General features: G+C 42.4%; 9 protein-coding genes. All 9 read right to left on the bottom strand.

What is annotated here, in order from left to right:
- Positions 1–61: 61 nt before the first annotated feature.
- From O3626_RS05945 to esaA, 9 genes are read right to left on the bottom strand one after another with little or no spacing between them, the layout of a single operon-like run.
- Positions 62–436 carry a hypothetical protein gene (locus O3626_RS05945; RefSeq protein WP_371495826.1) on the bottom strand — a complete coding sequence of 125 codons (375 nt, stop codon included), beginning with the start codon at positions 434–436 and terminating at the stop codon, positions 62–64.
- Positions 436–1,485 (bottom strand): hypothetical protein, encoded by a 1,050-nt coding sequence (locus O3626_RS05940; RefSeq protein WP_371495824.1) that lies wholly within the window; start codon positions 1,483–1,485, stop codon positions 436–438. Before O3626_RS05940 ends, O3626_RS05945 begins: the two co-directional genes overlap by 1 nt.
- 14 nt (positions 1,486–1,499) lie before the next feature.
- Positions 1,500–3,419, bottom strand: coding sequence for a hypothetical protein (locus O3626_RS05935; RefSeq protein WP_371495822.1), 1,920 nt, complete (start codon positions 3,417–3,419; stop codon positions 1,500–1,502).
- A gap of 1 nt (position 3,420) precedes the next feature.
- Positions 3,421–3,789 (bottom strand): hypothetical protein, encoded by a 369-nt coding sequence (locus O3626_RS05930; RefSeq protein WP_371495820.1) that lies wholly within the window; start codon positions 3,787–3,789, stop codon positions 3,421–3,423.
- A 13-nt stretch (positions 3,790–3,802) separates the two neighbouring features.
- Positions 3,803–8,203, bottom strand: a complete 4,401-nt coding sequence (gene essC, locus O3626_RS05925; protein ID WP_371495818.1) for a type VII secretion protein EssC — start codon at positions 8,201–8,203, stop codon at positions 3,803–3,805.
- 3 nt (positions 8,204–8,206) lie between these two features.
- Positions 8,207–9,496, bottom strand: coding sequence for a type VII secretion protein EssB (gene essB, locus O3626_RS05920; RefSeq protein ID WP_371495816.1), 1,290 nt, complete (start codon positions 9,494–9,496; stop codon positions 8,207–8,209).
- Position 9,497: 1 nt separating this feature from the next.
- Positions 9,498–9,740, bottom strand: a complete 243-nt coding sequence (locus O3626_RS05915; protein ID WP_003013697.1) for an EsaB/YukD family protein — start codon at positions 9,738–9,740, stop codon at positions 9,498–9,500.
- Positions 9,741–10,196: a type VII secretion protein EssA gene (gene essA / locus O3626_RS05910; RefSeq protein ID WP_371495814.1), complete on the bottom strand. Its 456-nt coding sequence runs from the start codon at positions 10,194–10,196 to the stop codon at positions 9,741–9,743.
- The gene (gene esaA, locus O3626_RS05905) at positions 10,193–13,216 is read right to left on the bottom strand and encodes a type VII secretion protein EsaA (RefSeq protein ID WP_371495812.1); all 3,024 of its coding nucleotides are present in this window, start codon (positions 13,214–13,216) and stop codon (positions 10,193–10,195) included. The genes essA and esaA overlap by 4 nt, the downstream gene beginning before the upstream one ends.
- Positions 13,217–13,257: the final 41 nt, after the last annotated feature.

The raw sequence follows: 13,257 nt of genomic DNA, 5'->3' as shown, positions 1-13,257 counted from the left end.
AAACATCTCACTTGATGTAATTACCTTCAGAAATAACTACTCTTTCATAAAATAGGTTATGCTATACAGGGAAATCATTGAATTGCGAATTATAGAAGTCAATATTTTTTTGACTAATATGTTGTTTATCCAACATTTCTGTCTCACTTTTATTATTTGCGAACTGCTGCAACATTCCTCCATCTATAACATGTCCCATTTCATTATCAACTCTTGAGAATTCATCAGCGACAGCATTTAAATACTCATCAAATGATTGAATGATAGGTACTAAATCTTTAGCTAATGTTTTTACTTCATTTGTTGCTGAAGAGAAATTTTGGGTAGCAGACGATTCTATCAAAGATCCACTCTTATCTTCTAAACGACCACTCAAATCATCAAAACTAGTTTGAATACTTCTTATGTGCTCTGGTAATATTCGTTTTCTTCCCATTATTCATCCTCCGGCCTTGTTTGATAATACTCTAAAAACTCTTCTTCATTTTGAACGATATGTTCTTTCCCATCTTTCGAACTACTCTCGGGAATGGTAAGATTCTTAAAGATGTTTTCACCTTTTGGAACAACTAATTTCAAAAAAGAGATTTTAAAACGAACGTCTTCTTTTCCAAGGAAATACAATTCAGATAGCGAATCTTTACTCAATATATCATATACTTTTGGATACTTGCTTGCTAAAGAATCTGTTTGAACTTTTTTAGTAAACCAAAACGCTGACCATACAAAATTAAAATGTTGGTTTGAAAGTCTGTCATATTTATTGAGTAAATCCTCAAGACCTTCTTTATTTTGCCATGCTTTTTGATTTACATCATAAAAGTCCTTACCTGTTTTTCCAGATGATGTTTTAGAAATAATTTTCCCCGTTTCTATATCTATGATACCAATAAAAGTTTTTGAGTTTGATTTACTATTCACTGCCATCTTTATAGGCAAATAAGTTTTTCCTTCTTCAGATTGTAACAATTTTGGGGAATCCGCAACATTAATTGGAACATAATTTTTATTATATTCCCTCACCATCTTAAACACATCATAAGTTTTTTGTTTAATCGTATTGTCTTTTGTATCGTAAACATCTAATAACCAGTATTCTCCTTTTTCAGGGATATTACTCTTTAAATAAGGAACTTTATCATTTTCACTTAACCAGTACTTATATGCTGCCGACTTCAATTTGTAACTCTGCCGAATAATAAAACGTTCACCATGCATCTCAATTCTATTGTTTCTGATGTCAATACGAGGATCATATTTCTTAGCCTCTTTCGCTTCCTTTAATTCAGCTTCGTTATCCCAGCTAATTGCTACCGCTTTATGATTAGCAATAAATTCATAATCTGTAATTTTTGCTCTCGGACTCCACATGATAAACTGAGTCAGTTTATGCTTACGATAAGCGCTATATGCAAGAACACCTCCTGTGATAGCAATTACAAGAAATAAAACTTGGACTAATTTTGATCTCATCTTTATTTTCATTTATCGTTCCCTCATTACTTATTTATATTGCTATCTCTGTTATATTTTGTTCTTAAATAGTTGAAATATTGTGCTCCATTATCTTTAGCATATTCATGATTCTGAAAAATATCATATTGATCGATACCTCGTTTAACCTCCTCAAGCTGTTTTCGATTCATTTTTTCAATTTCTAAATTTGAATCATTACCAACTAAATAGTTACTAATTTCATCACTGATACCAGCATTGCTCAAATTTTCTTTAAAATCTTCTGGTTTCACTCCTTTATTTTCAAGGAACAATTTCATCCCGTAATTGTCCATTTCTGCAATTCTTTGAGTCACCTCAAATTTATAATAGGTATCACCTGTTAAAATTTCTTGAGCGTTAGACCCTGATCCTCCTTTAAATTTCCAAGCACCTTTATCTAATATTGACATCTTCAATTTTTCTACTTCTGCAGCCTCTTCTTCATCTGCCTCTTTCCAATCGGCTATACCTTTCACTAGGGCAGCAGCCTCTGGACTTTTCGTCTCTATAACATCATGTGCATCTGCTCCAAGTAATTTAAAAAGCTCAAATGCAGTCTTATATTGTGGAAAAAACAATATTCCTGCTCCTGCCGACATGTCTCGAATAGTTTCGAAAACTGCCATTTGTTTCTTTTTATCCAATTCTTTTAAATTATCTAATATTTCTTCTTGTGATAGTGTAACATAATCAACAAAAAAATCACTAGAATATTCATCTGAAGAAATTTTGAAGCCTTCCATCTTATAACCCGAAGCTTGTCCCATTATACTAAAACGTGTAGTTCCATCCTTAGCAAACTGAAAGGAAATTTGTTTTGGATCATCAACTGAAATATTAGCTCCATTAGGTTTAAAAGTTCCTTTCGCAAACTTTATTGCATACAATCCCCTGTTAATCCCAATGAGTTCATTGATTGCATTCTCCTTGTCAAATTCTGATGTCATTTTATCATAATCACCATTTACTTTATTATACGTTTCAGTCATATTTACTTGATGGGCAAGTGCTAAAACTTTGCCTAGAGTTTCAAATGAATCAAACCAGGCAGAGCTATCTGAGAGATCCATTTTCCCAAATTGATCATAGAATCTTTTCAACTTACTTGTATCTTTCTTCAAAACCCATGTGGTCATTCCATCAACCATATGGAAAACCACTTCATTTCTTACATTTTTTCTATTTACTTTTGAAATCTTTGTTTGATCATCTCCATAAACTGCATCAAGAGCAATTGCTTCATCAATATTTTGAACAGTATCAATTGGATTCATCTTTAACCCTTGAGTAATCATATTAAAGACTGCCTTTGGGGTTAAATTAAGGGTAATTTGTGCCTGATTTACAATCCCTCTTAATGCAGAAACTTCTTCAATTGTTGTTTGAAGGTCTTTATTAAACAGATCATGCGCAAGTTGAAAAGGTTCATGTGTGGCCTGTCTAGTTAATGAACTTGCATTTAAGCTCAGAATCGCTCCACTCTTTACGGAAGAAATACTAATTTCAGGTTCATCTAATGCATCAGTAGCAATATTTAATGCAGATTGCAATTTTTGATCCACTTCTGACACTTTATCCACTTGTTCGCCAGTCAATTTTGATTGAACAGTCGATAAACCAGACTCGCTTGTCCAAGCTTCTTTTGTGAACCCTCCTCCTGACACCGCTGAGCTGAATTTCCCAACATTAGCAGAATATTTATTTAAAAAAGCTGGGATCTGGTTGAAAACCTGATTCTGTAAAGTGTTTAGTTGTCCTAAAAAGGCTGCAATCGCTTCCCCTTCGGATCCTTCTATTTTAACGTTAAATGTTCTAGCTGTATCCTGTGTCGCCGTTGTTAAAGATTGAGAAAACTGTTTTATTGACTCACTATATTGAGCAATCCCTGGTAAGTCATGTACTTTAATCACATCATCACTCATACTAATCCTCCTTCGCTCTAGCAATTGCTTGACTCAACATATTTATACCACTTCTTAAAGATGCTGCTTCAGATTCTAAACTACTAATTTTACTACTCAATCTAGAAGTCATATTCAGTTTATACTCATCGTATTTTTCCACAGTCTTATCCACTGTGTTTTTTTCTGTTTGTGCTTCTTCATCATATGGATGACCAGCAAGATGATAACTAGACTTAATATTTTCTGGACTGACTAAAACATACTCTATTGCTGTTGAAACTCCTTGTAGATTAGATAATGCTGCTCTTAATTTCCCAAGTTTCCCATTTACTTCTGACAGTTGCCCAAGACATCTATTTAAGTCTGCTTGCAATGCTGCTTTTCCCATACTTCATCCCCTTCTATTTCATTAATACTTTCACTTTTCTTACAAATCCATCTTCTACATAGTAGTTCACCTGGCTATCAAGTGGTTCTTCACGGACTGGTCGATTGATAACATTTAGGACACTTTGGTCTGTAATCCGCATGGCCACGATTGCTTGTTTATAGAGTTTGATAGATTTTGATACTTCGTCAATTTTTCGATTCAACTGACTACCACTCATAGCTACTGTAGCATAGCCTGCACGCGCCCCTTTTTCAAGGACATAGTTCAGACTAGATTGCAGGTCCATACTTAGATCATTCATAAGTTCTAGTTGATTGTATAGTACAATCGTTGCTTCATGTTGTGATTTCTGCTGTTCCAATCTCAATTGGATATTTTCTTCCATTTTCTTGATTCCAGCTACATAGTCTTCCTTCGTAGAGAGAATCGTCACACCTTCCATCTCTGGCAATTCATTGTAGGATGGCGCCAACACAATCACCTTCTGCTTGCTACGAGCAATTTGTTTGACGAATTGTGTCATCTGCTCTTCCTTGTCTGTCAGATAGAGAAGGTTGCCTTTCTTAAGATCCCATGTTACCGGTTCAACTGTCTCCAAATCCAATCCAAGTGGTACTTTTCCTTCATCCAATAAAGCTGCTACATCCTCACGTCCGTAGAAAGCTGCTTCTGTCAACTCATCTGGCACCATTGGGATGCCTGCTGGAGTGCGGCCTGTCCACATCTCTTTGAGACTTTGGACTTGGTCGCGGAGGTTGTTGATGATTTGGATATCATTGTCTCCTGCGACTGGTAGGGCGAACTGAACAACATCGACTTCGTCACGTTTCATGAGTGCCCGACCCTTGATGTCTTCCATCGTAGATGCTAGTGGGGTTGCTCCCACGATACCACGGATCTCAGAGATATCATTTTGTGGCAAGGTCAGCTGGTGCTTGAAGTTTGAATAGAGCTGAGCCCGTAGGTTGTTCTGACGGCTAGCTGTGATGATCAAGTGCACTCCGATGCTGAGACCTTCACGGGAGATCCGCATAAAGAGCTTGAAGAGGTCTGTCTCATAAGGCTCGTCCTTCATAGACTCATAGCTATCCATGAGGATGACCATGGTTGGCTCTTGCTTGCCGGTCACTTCACGGTAGAGGGCGATGGTGCCGACACCATGCTCAGACAGGAGCTTCTTGCGGCGATCCAACTCGCGGTTGATGATCCGGATGAATTTCTGGATTTTCTCCGTCTGATCGAGTAGCAGGCTATCGGCCACATGTGGCAATTGCGTCAAGGGTGCTAAACCATTGGTTCCGAAATCCAGCAGGTACATGGTCAGATTTTCTGGGCTCTGCTTGCGAGCCAGATCCATGGCAATTGTCTGTAGGAACGTGGTCTTTCCTGTCCCTGGACTTCCGTAAAGGAGGATATTCCCATCTTTTGACAGATCGATAGCAACCGCTTCTTGCTTTTGCGCTTGTGGGATATCGGCTACCCCGATCAGGACGCTTGGAGCTGTCCGTTTTTGCCAAGCCTCGATCGGCACGACCTTGTCCAACTCATCCAGCGTGATCCGCTCTTTGAGCGGTGGCAACCATGGTTGGGCTACAGCTGCGATGCCTTCTTCTTGGTGCAAGTGGTTGATTTCCTGCACGATGACATCCAGCTCTGTCGGCACTTCCTTGATTTCTTCTGCCATATCCAGACCGGATAGATCCTGGTTGAGGACTTCGTATTGGCCCAGTTCATTGATCAAGTAGATGGTATGGTCTTCGATCCCTAGCTGGTCCTTCTCAGGCTGGTAGTCTGCTCCTGACCAAGCGGTTTGGAAGAGTTCATAGACTTCGTTGTTCCCCACTTGGAGATAAGCACGACCGGTCTGAGTGATCTGAGCCGCATCTGCCGTCCGCAGCATCTCCATCGAGTCGCCACGGTCTGCCACCTTGAGAGCTAACTTGAAGCGGGAGTTGGACCAGATCTGGTCATCCACGACCCCAGAAGGTTTTTGCGTCGCAAGGATCAGGTGTACCCCAAGGGAACGCCCGACACGCGCGATAGAGACCAACTCCTTGATGAAGTCTGGTTGGTTGACCTTGAGCTCGGCGAACTCATCACTGATCAAGAAAAGGTGAGGAAGCGGCTCTGTCGCTTCACCGAGTTTAAATTTCTTTTGGTATTGGTTGATATGGTTGACCCCATATTGACCAAAGAGGCGCTCCCGACGATGGATCTCCGCATTGATAGAGGCTAGGGCCCGCATAGACTGGGCACCATCCAAGTTGGTGATGGTCCCAAGTAAGTGAGGCAGATCCTTGAAGAGGTTGGCCATTCCCCCACCCTTGTAGTCGATGAGGAGGAAAGCCACATCGTGTGGGTGGAAGTTGACAGCAAGACTCAGGATATAAGACTGAATAGTTTCAGACTTACCAGAACCAGTTGTCCCTGCGATCAAACCGTGTGGTCCATGGGCTTTTTCATGGAGATTGAGGTAGACCAAATCGTCCTTCCCGCGCAGACCAATCGGTACGGCCAAACTTTGGTAAGGGGCATGGCTCTCCCAACGACTCAAGACCTTGAGGTCATTGAAAGTTTCCGCCTGGTACATTTCAAGGAAGGTCACCGAGTCCGGAATCGAGCTCTTGAGCTGTTGAATATGCTTGAGAGGTGCAAGGCCACGCGAGATGGCTTCCTTGTCATAGCCTTCAGGGAAGTGATCCAATTGGAAGTCGAGCTCCCGAAGAACCCCTTCTTGCAAGAGCAATTGCCCTTGGTTGCGGTCCTTGATAGAGATAACCGTTTGGATATTTTCAGAAAGAGATGAGAGCACGTCTGCTACATAGATGATGGAGCAGCCCAGCTCTGTCGGATCCTCACGGAAGAACTCCATGATGACATGGTCCAAAATCAAGGTTTCATCGGTGATGAGGACCACATAGTGAGGGTGGAAGATCTTGGTGTCATTGGCTTTTTCTTCCTCCTTTTGCGCCTTTCGGAGTTTGAGGATCTGGTTGAGACTGTTCAAGACCTGATCGCGTGTCCGCTGATTGTAGACAAAGCTACGGACATTCATGTCTTGCAAGGTCGCATGAGGTAACCAGCGCATCCAATCCCAGCTTTCTTTTTCCTCTTCTGGAATGATCGGAATAATAGTCAGATCATGGTAAGAGTGAAAGACAGCCAATTGGGCAACCAGAAGTTGCAACTGCTCGAGCACGATGGGACGAGGACCGACATATCCGACCGGTCCCCGATTGAGGCTGGCTACAATTGGAAGATTGTCGATCTTTTGATGGGCCTTGAAAAGGGCATAGCCTTCTTCTTCCAAGGCATCTTTCTTCCCACTGCGTTCTTCCTGACCATATTTGAGCTCATAGCTGGTTGGAACCTTGCCCAAGCCCAAACGATAGGCCAAAAAGTCAAAATGAAGCGGTGTTTTTTCATAGATCCGCGAGTCATAGCGTTTGACCATCTTGGTCAATTCTGCAATTGCTGGGAAATGGTAAAACATGCCTTCTCGTTGCTTCCGAGAGAGTTGCTCCAAGTCCTTGGCCTTGTCCTTGAGATAGAGATGGTAGAGCTCCACGCGCTCTTTCTTGTCTTCTTTGTATTTTTTACGATTCTTGAAAAATCCTTGGACCGAAAAGATCACACTGACCACCGACATGGATACCGTCGCGATGATATAGAGACCCCGCGGTTGGAAAATGGTGATCAAGAGGGTCACCCCAACCATGATGAGGGGTGGCATGATCAACTTCAAGAGTTCATCGGATGGTTTTTGAGGCTCCGCACCCGGAGGATTGATCAGGATCTTGTCTTCTGAGCTCCGGTAGATGATCCGTGGAGACCGGTGGTACTCTGGATAGTCCTTGTAAAAATCATAGCGCGAATGCAAGCGCGGCACCAGATAAGGACTCACTTCGACCGATCCTTCCACGCCAAATTCTTCCGGGTAGAGCTTAAAGGTCACATCTCCAATCGCCAGCTCATCTCCAAAAGCTAGTGGAACAGTCGCTTCAGTGACGAGTTTGTGGTTATGGTAGAGTTTTCCTGATAGGAGCTGACAAGCCCAGGTCTGGTCTTTTTTCACAAGGAGAAAGCGCACTGGATAATGCACGCGCACATCCACACCTTGTTCATCTGCTACCAGGATTTCTTCCTTGTCGAGCAGCTCATAGGTATGGACTTCCCCTGTCGCCAAGTAGCAGACCACATCTCCAAGGATCTTGCTATTTTCAAGCACGCCCTTGTCTTCCCCATATTGGTAAAAGATTTCCCCTTGACTCCATTGGAAATGAAGGGGATTTTCTTGCGAAGAAATGGTCAACTGAGCCGTTTCTTGATTCGATACGGTCGCTGTTTTCCCCTCTTCTAGTGCTAGCTCATAGCGAAAACCTTTTTTATAGAGTATGATACGTTTTTTCATAGACTACTCCTTGTGTTCGCTAGACTCAGTTGAGCTTGCAGTTGTAGAAGACGAGCTTTCTGTTGAGGAACCTTCTGTAGACGAAGCCGTTGTTGAGCTGCTAGTGGAAGCTTTGGTTTCATCTGTCTCTGCTTCCAAGAGTTTAGAGCGGGCATCCCAGTATTTCTTGTATTCGCCCTCTAGCTCAGAGAGTTTCTTCTCGCGCTGTTCACCAGAGAGTTTTTCGCTATCACGTGTCGCCTTGATTTCTTTACGAAGGGCATAGATGATCAAGTCTGAATCGTCGATCCGTTTGGCCGTGTCCAGCGCTTGGGTAAAGTCATGACGGCCGATATAGATCCAGTAGTGGAGATAGAGGCTGTCTGACTTGAGCGTGACGTTGTTGAGGATGACCTTCTTTTGGTCCTCTGAGAAATTCAAGCCCTGCAAATAAGAGGTCGCCAACTCATATTTCTGCGTCGTTGGAAGACTGCTTGGAGCTACTCCCTCCAACTCATCGATCACACCGGTATAGTCTACCTTAAGATAGGCTGTATCCGCTTGAAGCAACTTTTCTTTAAAGGGTGCTTGGAAAAAGACCAAATAGATCAAAGGCAAAAGTAAGAGGGCCACTACAGCGGAAAGCCATACGGTTGCCAACTTAAAGATTCGGTGTTGACGGCTTGAAACCAAGGTCAAGGTCTTTTCTTCCTCTTCCTTGCGCTCTTGATAAGCTTTCTCCAAGAGAGCTTTCATCTCTTCTAAGCTAGCAGCATCACGGATTTCCACCAAGAAATCAGGTAGATCTTCTAATTCGAGCGTGCCTTGATAGAGCTCCATGAAGTCCCAGTCTCCAAAAAGAGTGACAGCATAACACTTGGCCTGGCGCAAGAATTCATCCTGATCCCACTTGCGTGGCACCATCATTCCCGGAACCCCGCGGTAAGCAATCTTGACTTGTGCATCCTTGGTCACAAACAAATTGACGGGATGCAACATAAAGGTCACTGGAAGCTCCAAGGCTGGCGCCAAATTCAAGACATTGATAGCTAGACGCAGACGATCTGAAACTGGTAATTCTTTGATTTCTTCTGCAGTCAAGCCCAGCGCATCCGTCTGATAAGTCAGATGAATCTGGTCTTGATCGGCCGTCATGCTTTGCTCTAAAAACAGGGGATGATGGAGATCCAAAATCCATAAATTGCGTAAATCCTGGCTATCCACTTCTGAACGCTTGAGGTCCAGTCGCCAGCTCGTTTCTACTTTTTCAAAACGGAAGACTTGTTCTTCCAGTGTAAATTGTTCTTCTTTCACCTTACCACTCCTCAATTTCGATCAGATCACCACTCGTGATCGGATACTCTTGTACCACCTTGCCTTCATCCAGCAAGATGCCCTTATTTACCACGCGCAACTGATACTTGCTTCTAGGCTCCATGGCAGACCCAAAGATCTGATCCAATTCCCGAATCAAGCGTCGCACCTCCATCCGCGTTGGGATCCGGAGGTCATGGCTTGCACCATTCATACGGAAGGTGACATTGATATGTTGGTCCATTTAGGCCTCTTTTCTATAGATTCGATAAGAAATATAGCCAGCAATCCCAAAGAGAAGGGCACTCCAAGCCAGCACTTGCAAGGCTGGAATAAAATCCGCCAAACTGGCCGAATTGTCCTCCACATTGGATTCAAATTTAGATAATTTTTGATTTTCCGGCTGGAACAGGTCCGCTTCAGGCCCTGTTTTTTTCTTTCCCTTTATAGCAGAAAACAACTGGCCGTCTGAATCGGTCAATTGTTTCTCTTGCTTGCGTTTTTCATCTGCTAATTTTTTCTGATCCTTCTCATTGAAAAGAGACTCAGTGGCATCCAATTGGCCCCCGAGTGTCTTTTCCTGCTCTGTCTCAAGACGTGAGTTGTTGACCTGTAGACGATTATCAATAAAATCATCTGCAGAAACAACAACTACTGGCAAGAGACTAAAGACAAAGAGAAGATACATCATTTTTTTCATAAGCTTGATTCAATTTCCTTTGTTTGAGTAAACTTCTTTGGAATGAAGATATTGGCAACCGCCAAAAGTCCGAAGAAGACCAACAATCCGAAGAAGACGCCGATACCGGCTGTTTGTCCATCAAAGTAACCCGCAAACTGTCCTTCTAAAATAGAAAGGAGGTTGACATTTTTCACCAGTGCTGGAAGGCCTGACAAGGTCGCGGTCGTTCCGATCGCGCTTGATAGGTAGACATAACTGATCAACATGAAGAAGGCCAGTCCCATTCCAATCACACGGAAGTGTTTCAAGAGGAGGTATTGCAGTTGTACCAAGACAAAACTTGCTAGAACCGCTAAGAATACCCATGAAGGTACATATTCACGACCAACAGAGAGTTGAATACTTGAAATCATTCCGATCACCAGTCCAAGGATGAGAGAAAGTCCTACAAGGACACCGACAGACAAGAGATCTGATTCTTGCAAGCGATTTAATTTGAAACGATCTTTCACCTTACGGATGATTGGCTGAGTCGCAAAGAGATAAGCTGTAAAGAGGCTCAAAATTTCTAGCATAAAGATCCAGATAAATGGACGGTAAACATTGATGGTCGCTTTTACAGAAGAAGATTTCTCTGCAACTGGATTTGACAAGAAGTCGAGCAAGACTTCATTTGGCACACCATTTTCATAGGCGTTGTTGAAGACTTTACGGAAGGCTTCGACGAAGTTCCCGTTTTCAGACAATTCCTTGTCGAATTCACCCATCAAGCTCTCTGCATTGCTAGACAATTTCTCTGTATTCCCTTGGGCTCTTTCCAATTCTTTGTTCAATTGGCTAAAGATTTCATTGGTAGAGTTAGCAGCTTCTACATTGCTACGAGATGAACTCTTAACACCTTCTGTCGAAGTCAACAAGGAGGTGTATTCAGAACCAAGAGCTGACAAGTCTGCATCCGTCTTGGTTTGAGCTTCCGTAACGGTTGCTTGTGCAGTTGAGATAGCCTCTAAGCGTTTTTGAAGGTCTGCATACTGCGTCAATTGATCGTTGATATTTTGGGTTAAATCCTTGTTAGTGTTTTCGATTGCTGCAAGGTTAGCCTGCAATTGTGGTCCCAAGTCTTGCAACTGTTTAAGTGTGCCATCTAACTGAGCTTTCACACTATTCGTAGCATCCCCAGATTCATCCGTTTCAATACTCTTACGGTAGTCCTTTATGTTACTTGAAACAGCAGCCTTCACGACGTCGACCAAAGCGTTTGTCAAATCCATATCTTCGATTGGATCATAGAGTGAATGACGAACATGGTTGTCATCTTCTGGATAGTAAGCATCAATCAATGCTCCTGCGCGTTGATAATCCAAAGCAATTTCACTAGCTTTCGACGCATAGTTAGCGACAGCTGTTTTTAAATCTTCTGCTGATACCGTCACACTGGTTGAAGAAACCCCATTCACAAGAACTTCAACATCAATTGCGCTTGGCATAGCTCCTCCATCTTCAACAAGGTGAATTTGGATTTGTTTGCCATCTTTCAGTTCGACTTCCTGCTCGCCGCTACCTGCATAAGTATGTCCATCATAGGTCCAAGTATCCACCTTGACTCCTGCTGGTACTTGGATGCTAACCTTCTGTTTTCCAGATTTAGCATTGAGGACATCGGCAACTGCAGTTGATTTGGCATCTACTTCTGCAGCCAAAGTTTTTAAATAATCAGCATTTCCATTTGCTTTCGCCATCGTCCCAGCAAAAGTACTATCAAAATGAATTGCTGTATTGAGATTCCCATATTTATTCAGATTAAGACTAGCAGGATCTAAAGACGGCAACTTTTCAATCGCTTGACGAATAGTATCATCCGCTTTATTACGTGCCTCACTTAAGGTCTTGATACTCGTCTTCCCAATCAAGGTACGAAGGGTGACTTTGTCTCCTTCTTTTAGACCATAGTAGTCAAGGATCTTCGCTTTTACAGAAGTTTCGATGTTATTTTCGTGCTCATCTAATTTGTCGCGTTCTGCCTTGATCCCTTTTTCGAGGTCTGCCACACGATCATTCACATCTTTGGTCAAGCCTGCATAGGTCTTGGTACCTGAAGCATCTCCTCCTGTTTCAGCTGGTTGACTCAATTGCTTGGTAATCGCTTCTTGGTTTTGTTGTAAATTTTTATACAACTCTTGCGTTTTTTCACTGACAACAGACTGGTTCATAGACATCAGCTGGTTCATGAACTCTTCATGGCTAATCTTGTCCTCAGAGCGTTGCTTAATCAATGTGTCAAAGTTTTGACCGTACTGATTCTGAGATTGGGTCAACTGATCAAAAGCCTGGGTATAAGACTCAAGAACTGTCTTCAAAGCATTGTTCGACTCGACAGATGATGTCGACAAGCTATAGAGACTCGGGAAGATATTCTTCGAATCCAAAGCCGAATTCAGCAAGTTGCTTCGGTAAGAACCAATATTGGTCGATTGGATCTTGTTACTTGTCTCCACGTTTTTCTGAGCTGTATAAAGGTTGCTCAAAATGCTGACCATATACATATCAACCAATTGGCTATTCAAGTCTGAAACGATATCTTTAGCGACTTTATTGGCCTCGTTTTCAACCTGAGAATTCCCAGCCGCATTAACCTTATACGTCACCGTGGTCTTCTCTGCATTGACTGCGTTCACTTCCAAGACCTTCTCTGAGAAGTCACTTGGAATGACGATCATCAACTGGTACTTGCCATCTGCAAGCCCTGACTCAGCAGCTCCACGAGGGAGGACAGACCAGTTTTGCGAATTATCCCGTTCGATATTCTTTACATAGCTAGCCCCAAGGTTGTATTCTTTATCATTCAGTTTAACCGCCTTGTCTTCATTGACCACCGCAATATTGAGCTTGGTGTTTTCTGTCGTTTGTACGGTCTTGGCTTCGTTTTGCTTTTGGTCCTTTTGAACCGTCGTATAAAGACCCACTACAGATCCCATCAAAAGGAGCACAACTGCGCTCTGACCAATGTATTTTAACCATTTTTTATTTTTAACTTCCATACCTTTTCCTTTTTCTAATTCATAGATACAAAATAGGGGTT

The organism is Streptococcus sp. 20925_1_77 (genome assembly GCF_041432125.1).
Taxonomy (GTDB): Bacteria; Bacillota; Bacilli; order Lactobacillales; family Streptococcaceae; genus Streptococcus.
The sequence above is the reverse complement of the archived record's forward strand: the minus strand, read 5'-3'. Positions and strand labels throughout refer to the sequence as shown.

Coding starts and splice junctions, on each gene's coding strand:
- O3626_RS05945 (WP_371495826.1), bottom strand. CDS start 436: ATGGGAAGAAAACGAATATTACCAGAGCACATAAGAAGTATTCAAACT.
- O3626_RS05940 (WP_371495824.1), bottom strand. CDS start 1,485: ATGAAAATAAAGATGAGATCAAAATTAGTCCAAGTTTTATTTCTTGTA.
- O3626_RS05935 (WP_371495822.1), bottom strand. CDS start 3,419: ATGAGTGATGATGTGATTAAAGTACATGACTTACCAGGGATTGCTCAA.
- O3626_RS05930 (WP_371495820.1), bottom strand. CDS start 3,789: ATGGGAAAAGCAGCATTGCAAGCAGACTTAAATAGATGTCTTGGGCAA.
- essC (WP_371495818.1), bottom strand. CDS start 8,203: ATGAAAAAACGTATCATACTCTATAAAAAAGGTTTTCGCTATGAGCTA.
- O3626_RS05915 (WP_003013697.1), bottom strand. CDS start 9,740: ATGGACCAACATATCAATGTCACCTTCCGTATGAATGGTGCAAGCCAT.
- essA (WP_371495814.1), bottom strand. CDS start 10,196: ATGAAAAAAATGATGTATCTTCTCTTTGTCTTTAGTCTCTTGCCAGTA.
- esaA (WP_371495812.1), bottom strand. CDS start 13,216: ATGGAAGTTAAAAATAAAAAATGGTTAAAATACATTGGTCAGAGCGCA.